At 60.9% G+C, this 16,126-nt stretch carries 14 protein-coding genes; 3 read left to right on the forward strand and 11 right to left on the reverse strand.

Annotated features, from left to right (window positions below):
- Positions 1 to 5 precede the first annotated feature (5 nt).
- Positions 6 to 2,561: a DUF7282 domain-containing protein gene (locus tag WDJ60_RS01950; RefSeq protein ID WP_340098072.1), complete on the reverse strand. Its 2,556-nt coding sequence runs from the start codon at positions 2,559 to 2,561 to the stop codon at positions 6 to 8.
- A gap of 465 nt (positions 2,562 to 3,026) precedes the next feature.
- The gene (carB, locus tag WDJ60_RS01955) at positions 3,027 to 6,827 is read right to left on the reverse strand and encodes a carbamoyl-phosphate synthase large subunit (RefSeq protein ID WP_417750422.1); all 3,801 of its coding nucleotides are present in this window, start codon (positions 6,825 to 6,827) and stop codon (positions 3,027 to 3,029) included.
- Between the two features lie 210 nt (positions 6,828 to 7,037).
- On the opposite strand from carB, the gene WDJ60_RS01960 reads away from it, so the two are divergent.
- A complete protein-coding gene (locus tag WDJ60_RS01960; protein ID WP_340098073.1) occupies positions 7,038 to 7,265 on the forward strand; it encodes a hypothetical protein in 228 nt (75 codons plus the stop codon).
- Between the two features lie 30 nt (positions 7,266 to 7,295).
- On the opposite strand, the gene WDJ60_RS01965 is transcribed toward WDJ60_RS01960, so the two are convergent.
- The 5 genes from WDJ60_RS01965 to WDJ60_RS01985 form a co-directional block, all read right to left on the reverse strand.
- Positions 7,296 to 7,526, reverse strand: coding sequence for a hypothetical protein (locus tag WDJ60_RS01965; protein ID WP_340098074.1), 231 nt, complete (start codon positions 7,524 to 7,526; stop codon positions 7,296 to 7,298).
- Between the two features lie 172 nt (positions 7,527 to 7,698).
- Complete coding sequence (locus tag WDJ60_RS01970; protein WP_340098076.1) at positions 7,699 to 8,481, reverse strand: DUF7847 domain-containing protein; 783 nt, start codon at positions 8,479 to 8,481, stop codon at positions 7,699 to 7,701.
- A 154-nt stretch (positions 8,482 to 8,635) separates the two neighbouring features.
- Positions 8,636 to 9,169, reverse strand: a complete 534-nt coding sequence (locus WDJ60_RS01975) for a DUF5815 family protein (RefSeq protein WP_340098078.1) — start codon at positions 9,167 to 9,169, stop codon at positions 8,636 to 8,638.
- A gap of 51 nt (positions 9,170 to 9,220) precedes the next feature.
- On the reverse strand, positions 9,221 to 9,631 hold the full coding sequence (locus WDJ60_RS01980) for a DUF7124 domain-containing protein (protein ID WP_340098080.1): 411 nt from the start codon (positions 9,629 to 9,631) through the stop codon (positions 9,221 to 9,223).
- A 43-nt stretch (positions 9,632 to 9,674) separates the two neighbouring features.
- Positions 9,675 to 10,292, reverse strand: a complete 618-nt coding sequence (locus tag WDJ60_RS01985; protein WP_340098082.1) for a DUF2238 domain-containing protein — start codon at positions 10,290 to 10,292, stop codon at positions 9,675 to 9,677.
- Positions 10,293 to 10,401: 109 nt separating this feature from the next.
- Between WDJ60_RS01985 and WDJ60_RS01990 the strand changes: the two genes are divergently transcribed.
- Positions 10,402 to 11,001: a metal-dependent hydrolase gene (locus WDJ60_RS01990; protein WP_340098083.1), complete on the forward strand. Its 600-nt coding sequence runs from the start codon at positions 10,402 to 10,404 to the stop codon at positions 10,999 to 11,001.
- Here the strand turns inward: WDJ60_RS01990 and WDJ60_RS01995 are convergent.
- Both WDJ60_RS01995 and WDJ60_RS02000 read right to left on the reverse strand, forming a co-directional pair.
- A complete protein-coding gene (locus WDJ60_RS01995; protein WP_340098085.1) occupies positions 10,992 to 11,693 on the reverse strand; it encodes a TVP38/TMEM64 family protein in 702 nt (233 codons plus the stop codon). The two genes, WDJ60_RS01990 and WDJ60_RS01995, sit on opposite strands and share 10 nt — an antisense overlap.
- Before the next feature lie 72 nt (positions 11,694 to 11,765).
- On the reverse strand, positions 11,766 to 13,010 hold the full coding sequence (locus WDJ60_RS02000) for an NAD(P)/FAD-dependent oxidoreductase (protein ID WP_340098087.1): 1,245 nt from the start codon (positions 13,008 to 13,010) through the stop codon (positions 11,766 to 11,768).
- Positions 13,011 to 13,160: 150 nt separating this feature from the next.
- On the opposite strand from WDJ60_RS02000, the gene WDJ60_RS02005 reads away from it, so the two are divergent.
- Positions 13,161 to 13,760 carry a DUF6149 family protein gene (locus WDJ60_RS02005; protein ID WP_340098089.1) on the forward strand — a complete coding sequence of 200 codons (600 nt, stop codon included), beginning with the start codon at positions 13,161 to 13,163 and terminating at the stop codon, positions 13,758 to 13,760.
- Between the two features lie 7 nt (positions 13,761 to 13,767).
- On the opposite strand, the gene WDJ60_RS02010 is transcribed toward WDJ60_RS02005, so the two are convergent.
- Positions 13,768 to 14,424: a hypothetical protein gene (locus WDJ60_RS02010; RefSeq protein WP_340098091.1), complete on the reverse strand. Its 657-nt coding sequence runs from the start codon at positions 14,422 to 14,424 to the stop codon at positions 13,768 to 13,770.
- Positions 14,425 to 14,522: 98 nt separating this feature from the next.
- The gene (locus WDJ60_RS02015) at positions 14,523 to 15,836 is read right to left on the reverse strand and encodes an NAD(P)/FAD-dependent oxidoreductase (RefSeq protein WP_340098093.1); all 1,314 of its coding nucleotides are present in this window, start codon (positions 15,834 to 15,836) and stop codon (positions 14,523 to 14,525) included.
- Positions 15,837 to 16,126: the final 290 nt, after the last annotated feature.

Here is a 16,126-nt window from a genome sequence, read left to right on the forward strand (position 1 = left end):
AGGATCTACTCTGCTTCGACGGCGACGGTCGCGTTGTCGGTCACGGCAGTACCGTTACTGAGGTACGGGCCGTCTGCTGTGCCGTTCGTCGCGACGAAGTCGTAGGTGGTGTTTTCGTTCGTTTCCTGGTGGGGCATCGCGATGAGTGTCTGCAACTCGGTCAGTTGCGCCTGGCTGAAGTTCGCGCCAGACACGTTGAAGAGTGTGACACTCTGATTTTCGTAGGTACCTGGCTCGAAGTATTCGGATACTCCGATGACACTTCCAACGGCGTCACCGTCGAGGAGCGTGTCGTTGTGGATTGCGACGTAGCCACCGTCGGGCAGCGTGAAGTTAGCGATACTGACGGTCGTTCCGTTAGTCGCCTGACTCTCGAAGGACACTGCTGCTTCTTGATCGACAGTGACGTTGTCGTCTTCCTCGGCGGTGACGTTGTCGTCTTCCTCGGCGGTGACGTTGTCGTCTTCCTCGGCGGTGACGTTGTCGTCTTCCTCGGCGGTGACGTTGTCGTCTTCCTCACTGACAGTGACGTTGTCGTCTTCCTCACTGACAGTGACATTATCCTCTTCGCCGTCAACGGCAGTCTCGTTCACAGTAACGTTTGCAGCGTCAGTCACGGCGCTCTCGTTACTGAGGTACGGACCGTCCGCTGTGCCGTTGGTTGCGACGAAGTCGTAGGTGGTGTTCTCGTTCGTTTCCTGATGTGGCATCGCAATGAGCGTCTGCGACCCATTCAACTGCATCTCAGTGAAGTTCGCGCCAGACACGTTGAAGAGCGTGATGCTCTCGTTCTCGTAGCTCCCTGGTTCGAAGTACTCGGATGCACCGATAACACTTCCAACGGCATCGCCGTCGAGGAGCGAGTCGTTGTGAATGGCAACGTAGCCACCATCAGGCAGCGTGAAGTTGGTGACGTTGACGACCATTCCGTCGGACGTTTGATTTTCGAACGTCACCGACGCTACTTCCTCAGCGGTAACGTTGTCACCTTCACCGGCAGTGACGTTGTCGTCTTCCTCACCGGCAGTGACGTTATCGTCTTCTTCGCCGACAGTGACGTTGTCGTCTTCTTCGGCGGTGACGTTGTCGTCTTCCTCAGCGGTAACGTTGTCACCTTCACCGGCAGTGACGTTGTCGTCTTCCTCACCGGCAGTGACGTTATCGTCTTCTTCGCCGACAGTGACGTTGTCGTCTTCTTCGGCGGTGACGTTGTCGTCTTCCTCGGCGGTGACATTATCGTCTTCCTCACCGACAGTGACATTATCGTCTTCCTCACCGACAGTGACGTTGTCGTCTTCCTCTTCGCCGTCAACGGCAGTTTCGTTCACAGTGATGTTCGCAGCATCGGTCACGGCGCTTCCGTTACTGGTGTAGGGAACATCCTCTGTGCCGTTGGTTGCGACGAAGTCGTAGATGACGTTGTCGCCTGTCTCCTGGTGAGGCATCGCGATGAGCGTCTGCGACTCAGTCAGTTGCGACTGGCTGAAGTTCGCGCCGGGCACGTCGAAGAGCGTGATGTTCACGTCCTCGTAGGTCCCCGGGTCGATGAATACCGACGTGCCAATGACGCTCCCGACAGCATCCCCTTCGAGGAGGGAATCGTTGTGGATGGTAATGTAGCCACCGTCGGGTAGCGTGAAGTTGGCGAGATTAACGACCATTCCGTCGGACGTTTGATCTTCGAACGTCACCGACGCTTCTTCCATATCAGTGACATCGTCTTCCTCACCGTCAGTGACATTGTCACCATCGCCTCCGACGGCACCATCTGTGACGTTGTCTTCTTCACCGTCGGTGGGCTCAGTCGGAGTCGGCGTCTCAGTTTCAGTCGGCGTTGGAGTTGGCGTTTCCTCAGTTGGCGTCTCCGTTTCAGTCGGCGTTGGAGTTGGCGTTTCCTCGGTTGGCGTCTCCGTTTCAGTCGGCGTTGGAGTTGGCGTTTCCTCGGTTGGCGTCTCCGTTTCAGTCGGCGTTGGAGTTGGCGTTTCCTCGGTTGGCGTCTCCGTTTCAGTCGGCGTTGGGGTTTCCGGCTCGGTCGGCGTCTCTGCCGGAGCCTTCTCGCTCGTCAACGTCCCAACGGCCAGTCCCTCCACAGTGACTGAATCGAAGGTGAGATCGCCTCCTTCGAGCATCGGTCGAGCCATGGAGTCTCCCGTCATCGAACCGTCGATAGTCACGCGGTCTGCGCTCACTCCGACGAGCGTTATCGACTCGATTTCGGCGTCGATGGTTGCGACGTTATCCTCGACGGAAACTGACGCATTCTGGACGGACCCGATCTCGATGGAGTCGACCATGAATCCCTCAACGTTACCGCCGACCGCCGAACCGAATGAGTCCTGGAGCATCGAATCTGAACTCTGGATCTCACTCAGGTCGACAGTCAGATTCGACACTTCGACGTTTTCCATTCGAATCTGATCGGCACTGATCTCTTCTGCCGTCACCGTTGCGCCACTGGCATCGTCTGCAGTGTGGGACGACTGCTGGACCGACTGTCCGGGACTGACCGCAAATGCGACTGTCGACCCCGCACTCAATGCGACGAGCAATGCTACTGTCAATGTGATTAATTTTACTCTTGCTGTTGTCCTATTTGTCATACATGCACTGTCTCTGTTCCCTTCCGCGAGCTATTGTTATATCTCGACAATTCTGTCAAAGGGGAGATTATCCACTCAACGTAGTTCTCTTACTTTCCGGTACGCTCGCGATATTACAGACTGGACTGGCTTACTCTCACTTTCTTCGACAGTCAGATAGTCGAAATATCGGTAATTATCGTTGTGCGCTGTCTGAGAATCGCCCGTTTCGGCCGGTTCGACAGTACTGAGATCGTCTCAGAGGTAACCTGATCCATCCGGCAACATTTGACCACATACTCCGGTGGTAACTTGGTGACAATTTTTAACGTCTGTTCATCTGACCTATCAACCTGTGCCGGAAGTGACCGAAATCCGTCACTGCGTGGTGGCGAGAGTAGTCCCTGTTGGCCCAATAGAAAACGAAAGCGTCCGTGCGCCCGCGGCTTACCGACCCGACTCTCGACTCTCGACGACGCTTTCGGCCCACTCGATAGCGTCGTCGAGGACTTCCATCGGGCTCTCGTCGAACTCGAAGGACTCGATGTGGTCTGCGTCGTCGGCTTCGTGACCGCCGAGCAGGTGCGTGTCCTGGCGTTCGACGCCGGCCGGAACCAGGCGTGCGAGGATGTCGTTGTGGGCCTTCGCCGTCTCGACTTCCGTCAGCCGCGTCGATGGGTCGCGGTCGACGAGAAGGGAGAACTTCGAGAGCATCATGTACGTCGCGGTGGCATCTTCGTCGTCACCCGGGAGGTCCGCGGCAACGTTGGCATTGTAGCCCAGGTCGTCCAGACGGGCCTCGAGTTCGTCGAGTTCGCCCTGTTCGGCGGTGCCGAGCAGGACGACCGAGTTGTCGATGGTTCCGAGGACTGTATCGAGCGCTGCGATCACGTCGTCGCTCTCTTCGCCGGCGAGTGCATCGAGATACCCCTCGCTCGCGATCTCGCGAAGCGTCGCAATCTGGCTGCGGAGGTCCTCGCGCTCCTTGGGTTGTCCCCAGTACTCCTGCAGTTTCGGGCGGTCACCGACCGACTGCACGTCGAGCGGCTCGTCCGAGTGGCGGATTGCTTCGAGCGCCGCCTGGGCGCTCTCGATGGTCGAGAAGTAGGTAATCGTCTCCTCGACACAGACTTCGAGCACGTCGCGGTTGCGCGAGAGCACGAGGTCGATGTCGCCTGCGTGCAGTGCTTCCGTGACTGCCTGCTCGTCCTCGTAGTCGTCGAGCGTCTTGACGTCGAAGAACTCCTCGAAGCCGGCGACTGGCATGTCGACGACAGCGGTTCCCTCCTGCGGAATCGCCTTGCCGACGCACATCTGCGCTTTCTGGTAGGCCTTCCCGAAGGTGTCGGCCGTCCCCATCACTTCGCCGGTGGATTTCATCTCCGGGCCGAGGCGTGGATCCGAACCCGGCAGGCGGTCGAAGGGCAGCACGACTTCCTTCACGCTGACCTGCTCTGGAATCTGCTCTTCGTAGTCCAACTCGTCCAGTGACGCACCGGCCATGACCTTCGCGGCGACCTTGGCAATCGGGACGCCAGTCGCCTTCGAGACGAAGGGCACGGTCCTCGAAGAGCGTGGGTTCGCTTCGAGGACGTACACTTCACCGTCGCGGACGGCGAGCTGGACGTTCAGCAGGCCGACGGTGTCGAGTGCGGACGCGATGTCTTCGACGACTTCGCGCACGCGGCGGTTCACGTCACGACCGAGCGAGCGCGGCGGAATCATACACGCCGAATCTCCGGAGTGGACACCGGCGGTCTCGACGTGTTCCATCACGCCGCCGATGAGAACGTTCTCGCCGTCGGAGACGGCGTCTACGTCCAGCTCCACGGCGTCGGAGAGGAACTCGTCGACGAGAATCGGCTTGTCCGGACTGACGCGGACGGCTTCTTCGATGTAGGTCTCGAGGTCGTCGTCGTTGTAGACGACCTCCATCGCACGCCCGCCCAGCACGTAAGAGGGACGAACGAGAACCGGATAGCCGATGTCGTGAGCAAGGTCGAGCGCTTCTTCCTTGCTGGTGGCGGTGCCACCCTCGGCCTGAGAGATACCGAGTTCGTCCATCAGCTTGTTGAACCGGTCGCGGTCCTCGGCGAGGTCCATCGCGTCGACGGACGTGCCCATAATCTCACAGTCGAGGCCACGGCGTGCCAGTTCTTTCTCCAGCGGGTCACCAACGTCGACGGATGTCTGGCCGCCGAACTGGACCATCACGCCGTCTGCGTTGACTGACTCGATGACGTCTGCGACCTCTTCGGCGGTAATCGGCTCGAAAAAGAGGCCGTCGGAGGTGTCGTAGTCTGTGGAGACGGTTTCGGGGTTGTTGTTGATGACGTGTGCGTCGATGCCCATTTCCTGGAGGGCATTGACGGCGTGGACCGAGCAGTAGTCGAACTCCACGCCCTGCCCGATGCGGATCGGGCCACCGCCGACGACGACGACGCTTTCGACGTCGCGGTCGACGCGGAGTTCGTCCCGGTGCAACTCCGAGACGGGGTCACGCGAAGAGTAGTAGTACGGCGTCGTCGCGGCGAACTCGCCGGCGCAGGTGTCGACCAGTTTGAAATCACGGTCGACGGTCGTGTCGTCGACGGTGTCGATGGTGGCTGCGGTGCCGCCGTCGGTTTGCGGCTCCGACGAAGTGTCCGTCGCATCGCTCTGGACGCCGCCGTCGGTCTGTGGTGTCGCTTCGTCACCCTTGACTGTCCCGCGCTCGTCGAGCAGGCGGTCCGGGAGCCAGGACGCGTGGGTATCGTCGAAGTCGCCGCCGGCCAGCGCGGTGATTTCGTGGTCGGTGAAGCCGCTGGATGCGGCCGTCTCGAAGTCGCCTTCTGCGGCGGCGACAGCGGCGTCGGCGACGCGCTTGTAGCGTTCGAGATACCACTCTCGAATCTCGGTCAGGTCGTTGATTTCCTCGACGGTGTAATCGCGCTCGAACGCCTCGAAGATGGCGTACGGGCGGTCCGGTGTCGGCCGTTCGAGCCACTCGGATTCGAGTTCGTCGTCGTCGACTTCGGACCAGTCGACAGCGGGGTTGTACTCCGAAGAACGCAGCGCTTTCAGCAGCGATTCCTCGAACGTCCGGCCGATGGCCATCGCCTCGCCGGTCGATTTCATCGCCGGACCGAGTTCGAACTCCACGTCGCGGAACTTGTCGTTGGGCCACCGTGGCACCTTCGTCACGACGTAGTCGATTGCAGGCTCGAAGGCGGCGGTGGTCTGCCCGGTAATTTCGTTCTCGATTTCGTGGAGTCGCTTGCCGAGTGCCACCTTCGCGGTGACGCGAGCAATCGGGTAGCCAGTCGCCTTCGAAGCGAGCGCCGAGGAGCGAGAGACGCGGGGGTTGACCTCGACGACGCGGTACTGGCCGCCGGGTGTACCGTCGTCGCGCCACGCGAACTGGATGTTACAGCCACCCTGGATACCCAGTTCACGAATCACCTTCAGCGCGGTATCGCGCATCTCCTGGTGGCCCTCGTCCGGGATGACCTGGCTGGGCGTGACGACGACGGATTCGCCGGTGTGAATCCCCATCGGGTCCAGATTCTCCATGTTGCAGATGATGATACAGGAGTCGTCGGCGTCCCGCATGACCTCGTACTCCAGTTCGATCCAGCCGTCGATGGACTCGGTAATCATCACGCGGTTGTCCCGCGAGAGGTTGAGCCCCTTCCGGACGGCTTCTTTCAGTTCGTCCATGTCGCCGATGACGCCCGACCCGGCACCACCGAGCGTGTACGTGGTCCGCATGATGACCGGGAGGCCGCCGACCTGTTCGACGGCCTCCTCGACCTCGTCCATACTTTCGATGGTCACGGATTCGGGGACCGGCTCGTCAATCGCTTCCATCCGCTGGCGGAACTGGTCGCGGTCCTCCGTCGCGTAGATGGTATCGAGCGGTGTTCCCATCACGTCCACGTCGTACTCGTCGAGGACACCCTCTTCGGCGAGTTCGGCGGTGACGTTGAGTCCGGTCTGGCCGCCAAGTCCCGCAATCACACCGTCAGGGTTCTCTTTCCGGATAATCTCGCTGATGGCTTCGGTGTTGATCGGTTCGATGTACACCTCGTCGGCCATCTCCGGGTCGGTCATGATAGTCGCCGGGTTGGAGTTGACCAGCACGACTCGGGCCCCCTCTTCCTGGAGCGCGCGACACGCCTGCGCGCCGGAGTAGTCGAATTCGGCCGCCTGGCCGATTTGTATCGGTCCACTCCCGATAAGCAGTATCGTCCGGTCTTCGTCCTTCATTACCCGGTCGAAGCCCGCACATCGTAATAAGCCCGACGATAGAGTACGAAACTCGTAACCGAATTTCGAATATCGTATTGGGTCGGTGTGTCATGGGGGGTGGTGGCACAGCCGGTAGAAAAATCCAACTCGTATTTATATATTGTGCTGGATCGCTGGTCCTGCAACCTGCGATGTCGCATAATATTCACAGCGGACACAGGAAGGAGTATGACGGAGTCATCCGGATACAGCCAGCAGTTCGAGGGGACGATAGACAGGGAACTGGCCGGACTGCTCGTGGTCGCTCTTCTCATCGCCTCGTTTGGCATCGGTTACGCGACCCGTAGTGTCCTCGCTGGCGAGCAACTGACCCAGCAGTTCTGGCTGGTACCGGTGCTGTTGGGGGCACTGACCCCACTGGTGGTTGCGCTTGGAACTGACGGAGAACAGCAGTAGCCACTCGAACTGCGTCGGTGCCGAGGTCGGTCAGTTGTTTTCGGAGACGATCCGGTAGCGGTACGGCTGGTCACGGATGACTTCGATGTCGCCGGTCTCCTCGCGCCGACCCAGTACCGTGGCGACGCGGTGAGCGCTGTCGAAGTCTTCGCCGTGCTCTTCGAGAACCCGCAGAATCTCACGTGCCGTCAGAGGCTCGTCGGCATCGGCACTCTCGAGCACCGATCGGATGCGCTCGAACTCGCCGTGACGTATGGCCATATTCCCACTCAGAACCTACATCCCCATTAAACACCGTCAGACGCGCGTCAGACGGCTCTGCAGTGAAAACCGCCCGACAGCGGCGGACCGTCAACGTGTGACCAAATGTCATACGCTGTGGCGGTAGATTGCTCCCGAGCGATCCTGTGACGTATATATTCTCAGGTGGGTTCTATTCGATTCTCGCCTCCCGATGGAGCGACCGAAGTTGGTTGTACGCCTGTGCGGCGACGGTGATTCCGAAGACGGCGAGGGCCGCGTTGACGAGCATCCTGACCAGTGTCCCGGCGACGGTCGCCCCCGGCAGCACAGCTCCGAAGACGTTGCTGACGACGGCACCGAGCACCGCGAAGATGAGTCCGAGCAGGAACAGCGGGAGGCGATTGTTCGCCGTGAGGTCCAGACTGCCCGAGAAGGCGTCGATGACGCCTTTCTCCGCGATGATAATCTCGTAGTTGTAGAAAAACAGTGCCACGGCGATGTAGATGCCGGGGACGATGAACAGGACGAGACCGATCCCGACCGCGAGGAAGTAGATGATGGCACCGATGATGAGGTTGAGCACCGTCCATCCCAGCCGTCGGGTGAAGTTCTCTGTCGGGAGTGACTGTGTTTCCTCGCTCACGAACGTTCGAATAATACCTACCCGGACGACGATTCCGACGACGAACAACGCCAGCGCCAGCACGCTCAGCACTGACACAGGGAGGTCCAGGAACGCGAACGCGAACTCGCCGATCCCGGGATCCTGAATCGGCTGGTTGGTCTGGGCCTGCAGGTCGGCGATTCTCTCCTCGTAGTTGATTACGTCGACGAAGAGACGTTCGGCAAACGAATCACTGACGACCGTGTCGACGACGCGGAAGCCAAAGAGGAGGCCGAGGGCGATGAGCGCGTTTCGCTTTGTCATCCGCTCGGCGCCACTCTGGAGGGCCTTGGCAATGTCGAGTGACATGTCTCGTTCGATATGTCACACTACGCTGATATATGTCCTGTCGTTCACACCGCCGAGTCGTGTTCGCTCTCGAACGACCGGTGGACTGTGTCCACCGACATCCCACTCGCTCCGCTCGTGGGATTCCCGTTGGGATTTCTCGATGCGACTCGACTCACACCGCCGAGTCGTGTTCGCTCTCGAAATCCCGCTCGTCGCGGTACTGTTCGACGAACTCGTCGACGTCGAAGTCGTTCATGTACCCCTCGAACTCCGAGAGTGCGCTGTCGTCGTCGGCGTGGCTGATGGCGTGTTCCATCAGTTCGACCACCAGTTCGACGACGATCTCGTGGAGGCGACGCGCCTCGAAATCGCTGACCCACACGAGCGCGTAGCCCACCTGCCCGTCTTCCGAACAGTCAGCGCTCTCGACCTTGTTTGGGAACTCTTCGGTGACCATTCCCATCATGTGCGCGGTGGTGAACTCCTCGAACTCGTCGTCGGTTTCGATGGTCTCCCGGAGCACGTCGACCAGAAACTCGGGGACGAACCGGCCCAACGGGTGGAGATCCATCACGACGGCGTGGCGGTCGCCACAGTCACACTCGAACTCCCGCACCCCCAAATCGAGGTCGTGCGTGTGGATGGTCTCCCCACAGGGGAGGTCCAGTTGCTCGCTCGGCCCACCGGGGACACCAGGCTGTGCCATTGGTCTGGGTAGTGCGCTCGCGTGGATAAAGACCGCGAAAATGCCCGGATATTAGGGCCAGTCGTCGCGCGTGTCGCCGCTCGACTCGACTTCGCTCTCTGGTTCGCCCAGTTCCCACTCGGCGGCCTCGGCAGCGTCCTCGACGGAGAGGTACTCCCAGTCGCTCGCTTCGGCAACCGCTTTATCGTCGTCGCTGGTCCCCACGTAGACGTGTCGGTCGGTCCCGAACTGTTCTTTGACGTTGTCGAGACTCTCCTCGCGCCCGCGTGGCCCCGAAAAGAAGTCCTGGCGGATGCGGTGCTTGCGCGTGAAGTTCGTCACGACGTAGGTCGGTTTCTCTGAGATGACGCCTACGTACTCGCTCCACTGGCGCGCGTCGTTGAACACCACGTCCGGACGCGACAGTTGCTTCAGCGCCTCCAGGTCGAACGCGAGCGTCATGTCGCCACTACCGCCGTTCATACACTCGATTCGGCGAGGCGTGCGCAAAACGGTGTCGAAACGCTCACCGCTCGCGCCGGTCCCACGCGTTCGGGACCCGAACCAGCCCGCGCAGTCCGTCGCCACCCGCTATCGCAACTACTACTGCCCCGACCATGTCGAAAACGAGGTCCAGCATCGTATCTTCCAGTCCGTAGACAATCAGCACCGCTTCGAAGTCGAACGTTCGAGACAGTTCGCGGCCACCCATCTCCAGCAGCTCCCAGATTACTCCCACTGCGACAGTAAACAGCAGAATGTAGACTGCCAGAAACGGTTTCGGAAAGTGGACTGCTGTCGAGTGTTCGTCCAGCGTTACGGTCACTGCGTAGCCGACGCCCGCGACCAGCGCCCCGGAGATGAAGTGAGTGAGGTGGTCCCACCACCAGACCCGCTCGTACAATGCCACCATCCCGATGGCGTGCAGCGCCACTGCCCCGGTAATCCATAGCGACAGTGTTACCGAGAGATAAATATCGTAATTCTGCCGGAGTATCGCCGGAAGCTTCGTTGCAACGAGTGCCAGCCCGGCGTTGACGATGATTGCGATACTCCCAACTACGACTCCGGAGATGAATACGGCAGCAATAATCGCCTGTAGAGCGTGACGGACGAGCTGGGAACCTCGTCGCTGGAGGTTCATACCGACTGTGAGGCGAACCAGCGCCTTAGCTCTAGTGTGCAGCCATTGTCTAGTGCTAGCATGCATTCCGACACGATTATATCTGTTGTATGGCGAAGAACAGATACCTATGATGGCGACGACCCACGCACTGGCTGGCCTGTTGCTCGGTGCACTCACTCTGTTCGTCGCACCGGAGCTTGCACCTGCTGCAATGCTCGCGGGCTTTGCCGGTGGCCTATTCCCGGACCTCGATCTGTACGGAAAGCACCGGAAGACGCTGCACTTTCCGGTGTACTACAGCGTGGCGACGGTGCCGGCACTCGTACTCGCCATCCTCGTGCCGACGGCACAGAGCGTTGGACTCGCGACTTTCCTGCTCGCGGCCGCGCTCCACTCCGTGACCGATATCTTCGGCGGCGGACTCGAACTCCGTCCGTGGGAGGGAACCTCCGAGCGGGCGGTCTACTCACACTACCACGGTCGATGGCTTCGGCCGCGGCGGTGGGTCACCTACGACGGGTCGCCGACCGACCTCGCGCTGGCGAGCACGTTTGCGCTCCCGCTTCTGTTCGTCGAGTGGGGCGTGATCGACCCGCTCGTGACGGTCGCCCTCGGCATCTCGGGTGTGTACACGATCGTCCGAAAGCACCTTCCCGACGTAGCCGAGACCCTCACAGGCGCTATCCCAGCACAGGTTCGGCCGTACGTCCCCGAGCGTTATCTCTGACCGTATTCGAGAATGGATTCGAACAACTGGTCCCGGTAGCGGTACGCGACGGCAGACAGGGCTGCGAGCGCGACGAGGAGTACCATTGCCTCGAGAACGCGCTGAGAGGCGAACCCGGCGCCAGCGGCGTTGACGGCCAGATAACCTGGCAGTCGTCCCACCAGCGAAATAGCGACCATCTTCGGGATGTCCATGTCGGTCAGCCCTGCGAGAAAGCAGATAACGTCGTCAGGCAGTCCGGGGACCAGAAAGATGAGAAAGAGCGCGACAGGCCCCTCGTGGTCCGTGAACGAATCAAACGTCTCGAGCGCTTCCCTGGTGAGCAGTTCCTCAACGTAGGGGCGACCCAGCCGTCGTGCCAGTGTGAACGCGATGTACGTCCCGATTGTCGCGCCCACGAGGCTGTAGACGGTGCCCCACAGCACCCCGAAGAGAAAGCCACTGGCCAGCCCGAGGACCTGGCCGGGAATCGGCGCGACAATGACCTGGACGCTCTGTAACACAATAAACACCAGTGGCGCGACCGGTCCGTAACTCCGAATAAACTGGCGGACCGCAAAGGGGTTTGTCAACCACGCTGCGAACTGATCGAGCAGGAGGAGGGTCCCGAGAAAGCCGGCAACGAGGACCACGAGCGCGGCGAGGGCGACGCGCCGACCCCGGGCGGACGCGAAGAGACGGCCACTGTGCATCGCTTTCGAACGGTACTGCCGCGAAAATAAAGCCTGGTATGTCGTCCGGCGCCGAGTCGATGGGCTGGCTGGTTATTCGGCCTGCGCCGCGGGTTCGAGCTTGTCGAGGTCGACGTTCTCTTCGAGCAGGAGCTCTTTCTGGTCTGCGACCTGGCGCTCCTCGCGGATGAGCTGTTTGAACCGCGACTGCTGGGAGAGGTCGCCGATGAGGACGCCGCCGACGAGCTGACCGTTCTTGAACGCGAGCCGCCGCCACTCGCCTTCGTTGTACTTTCGCTCGGCGGTCTCGTCGCCCAGCGTGGGGTGGCCAAACGAGAGGAACGGGAAGTCGAAGTGCGTGATGGAGTACGAGGAGACCCAGCGGAACTCGTCTTCCTCGCTGTCGGCGACCATGTTCTTCGCGGCTGTCGCACCCTGCTCTTTGGCCGAGCCCCAGGCACCGTTCTGGGCCTGCTCGCCGAGGATGGTGTCGTAGAACTCCGTGATGTCGCCTGCGGCGTAGACGTCCTCGACGTTGGTCTGCATGTACTCGTCGACGACGACACCGTCGTCGGTTTCGATACCGCTGCCCTGGAGCCATTCAGTGTTGAAGTCGAGGCCGATGGCGATCCCACAGAAGTCGCCGTCGTAGCGCTCGCCGTTGGGGTCGATTGCGGCTTCGACGTGGCCGTCGTCGTCCGTCTCGAAGTGGTCGACGCCGGAGTCGAACACCGGCGTGACGCCGTGGTCTTCGAGTGCCTCGTGGATGATTTCCGCGCCCTCCTCCGAGAGTGCGTAGCGCCACCAGCGGTTGCCACGCATCAGGTAGTTGGCGTCGATGTCCTGTGCGGCACAGACCGCCGCGAGGTCGATACCGAGCAGGCCGGCACCGACGATGATACCCTTCTCACACTCTTCGGCGTGCTCGCGGATTTTGCGGGCGTCCTGGAACGTCCAGAAGTGGTGGACGCCGTCGGCGTCGGAGTTCTCGACAGGGAGCTGGGCGGGCGTTCCGCCCGTCGCGATCAGCAGTTTGTCGTACTCGTACGTATCGCCGCTGTGGGTGTGAATTTCGTGTGCCTCGGGGTCAACCTCGGTTACGTGTGTGTTGAGTTCGAGGTCGATGTCTCGCTCCTCGTACCACTCCGGTTCGTGGATGGAGATGGGTGCTTCGGGGAGTTTCCCCTTCGCAAACTCTTTGATGAGGATGCGGTTGTAGAGCGCTTCACCTTCGTCGGTGATGACGGTCACGTCCGAATCGGGGTCCTGCTCTCGGATTGTCTCGGCGGCCGAACTCCCGGCGATGCCGTCACCGACGATTACGTGCGACGTGCTCATAAGAAGCGATTGGATATCGGGCCTAATGTGGATTGCTATCTCTCTGGCAGGATCGTGACAGCCTCAACACGTCCTGTGTTGGAGGGATTCGGCACCGCTCGCAGTTACATCCGGGCGATTCAAGGGTCTCGTGTCCCTAGAGGCGACGAGATGAAGATTCGTCAGAACGTCCGCCACTGGGCAGCCAAGCAGGCACTGACCGCGCCGGTCGTCAGCGGCTACGTCAACGACAAACTGGTGAACATCCACACTGGCGTCTTCCTCGACCGTGCCGAGGAGGTCCACCGCGAGCAGCGCCGCCAACACCTCGATGACTTTTTCGACGCGACGATGGACACCTACGTCGCTGCCCTCGAAGACGGTTATCCCGAGGCAGAGGCCCGCGAAATCACTCACGCCCAGGCCAACTTCGACTTCTACAACCACGGCTGGACGGAGATGATGGAGTTTCCCGCCGACGAAATCGAGGACCACTATGAACGCTACGGGAAGTTCTTCGAGCAGTACGACATTACCATCGACGACCCACTGGGCGAGTTTCGACCTGCTGACGGTATCGCCGAGGCTCCCTCGACACCGGAAAAGCTCGACAACCCCGAACACCCCCACGCGGAGGGCGGCTTCGCCGACGACGTGTACGTCGAGACGGGTGACGGAGAGGTTCTTGTCGGCGGTGGCGAGGAACCCGAGGAAGTCGACGTGACCGACGCGCCCGGCGTGCCAGAGGACGCTGACGAAACAGACGCCTAACGGCGACTCACTCGCCTACGATGTCGGCGACGTCGAACAGGGCGAGACACTCCACTGATTCACTCTCGGTCTCCTCGCCCATCGAGTCGAACCAGCCGTCGATAGCGAAGGCGTGGCGGCCGGGTTCGAGGTCGACGGTCGCGTGTACCTGGCGGTCGCCGTTTGCTGTCGGATAGGGCCGCTGGCTCAGCACCCACTCGTAGCTCCCACCAGCGGGCACCTCGGCCATCGGCTCGACGTGGACATCGGGTGCCACAGGCGACCACTGCCCGTTCTGTTTTGCCTGGATCTGCCAGGCGTGGGGATTGAGACTGAACGGCTGGTCGCGCTCGTTGTACAGCGTGAATGTTATCGTCTCGATGATGTCCGTGCTCGGATCCGGTCGGAGTAGTTGGCTGGAGGAGACGAGATAAATATCGTTATCCTCGCGGCTGTGGGTACAGATGGTCCGGTCGGTTTCCGCGAATGAAGGGCAGGGGTTGTCGGCGAAGCGTCCTCTGGTCTCGGGGGTATCAGCATACGGGTCTTCAGTCATGCTCGCCGGCGATTCAGTTTCGGGAGTCTCACCGGGGCTACCGTTCTGGTCGTCGGCCGAGGCGAGACAGCCGGCCGAGACGAACGCCGTACCCAACGATGCGAGTACAGTACGTCTGGTGGAGGGCATACGGGAGACCACTGTCTCGACAGTAAAAGACGTACGACAGACTCAAACGAGTGTTTGAGTTGGTTCGGCCCTTCAGACGCTGTCCCATCGCTGACCGCTCACCCGCTATCCGAGATCCGGTCGGCACACGCGTAGCCGGCCTCGATGCCGCCATTCAGCGAGCGCTCGGGGTACTGTGCCCGCGAAGCCATCCCCGCGTAGTAGACGCCCTCCGCGACGGCGTCCGAGAGGTCGTAGGGAATCACCATGTCGAGATATCCACGTTCGTAGATGGGCGCAGTGCGCGGATTGCGCGCTGTCTCGATCCAGTTGATCGATTCGCGCGAGAAGTCCGGAAAGAGCGATTCGATACCAGACAGCCACGCTGCTTCGACGCCGTCGTCGTCCATCTGCCAGAGCTCCTCTTCGGGTGACTGGATGTAGCTGACCGCGTAGAGCAGGTGTTCGCCGCCGTAGCGCTCGGGCGAGACGAAGTTCGTATGCTCGATGAGCGCGCCGAACGGGACCTCCTCGGCGATGTTCAGCCAGTAGGTCTTCGTCAGCGACTCGTCCATGCTGATGACCGAACAGACCGTCCCCTGGAAGTCGATATCACAGGCGTAGCCGGTCAGGTCTTCGAGCACGTTGGGCATGGTTGCGACGACCGCAGCGTCTACGTCGTGCGTCGCCGATCCGTTTGCTGTGTCGACGGTCAGTGCCTCGACGGTCCCGTCCGTCGTTCCGAGGTCGGCCACGCGTGCGCCCGTCGTGATGTTCTCGCGGCCGACGGCGTCGACGAGCGCGTCGAGCAGGACGCCGAACCCGCCGTCGAAGTACCCCAGTACTTCGCCTTTGAGGATGTCCCGCTCCCCGCGGAACTTGATGCGGCCGAGCAGCCACGCGGCGCTGACCTCTTCCCAGCGGTCGCCGAACTTCGCGCGCAGGAGCGGGCGAAAGAAGTTCTCGAAGCAGCCACGCGAGGTGTGGTCGAGGATAAACTCCTTGACGGGGACGTCCTCGAAGTCCTCCAGTCGCTCGTACGTGTCGAAGGAGGGGACTCCGCCGCGAACGTCGATATCGAGGACGAGCATGCCGAGACGGAACTTGTCGTAGACGGAGAGGTGGGGGTAGGCCAGAATCTCCCAGGGTTTGTTCATCGGGTGGACGACGCCGTCGACGTAGTAGGCGTCCGACCCGTAGTGCCACTCCAGTTGGTCGCCAACGCCGAGCTCGTCGGCCAGTTCGACGATAGTCTCCTCGGACTTCGAGAGGTGGTGATAGAACTTCTCGATGCGGTCGCCGGCGGTGTCGTAGGTGGCGGCCAGGCCACCGAGGTCGTCGCTGGCTTCGAAGACCTGCACCTCGTGGCCGCGTTCCTGCAATCGATAGGCGGCCGCGAGCCCTGCGATGCCGCCACCGACGACGCCAATCATGCTCTCCGATTCCCGGCAAGCGTGGATATGCTTTTTGTCTCTACACCCCGATTTTCGGAAAAGTCTATAGTAGCCACTGAAAGCCATTGCACACACGACCGCACGAGTTCGGTGCGGTCGGTATGTAAATCGTTTCAGTTGTTACTATAGCGTGCCAGCTGTGGGCACGGACCGGGCACCCCTGGGCCGGTGGCACGTTCTGTGCCGTCGCCATCGCGAAGACGAACGACACCTGTCGAGACCTGAACGGCCGTTTCAGGAGCGATACGCTACACCCCTGCCATACTGTC

Origin of the sequence: Salinibaculum salinum (assembly GCF_037645885.1) — an archaeon.
GTDB classification, from domain to species: Archaea; Halobacteriota; Halobacteria; order Halobacteriales; family Haloarculaceae; genus Salinibaculum; species Salinibaculum salinum.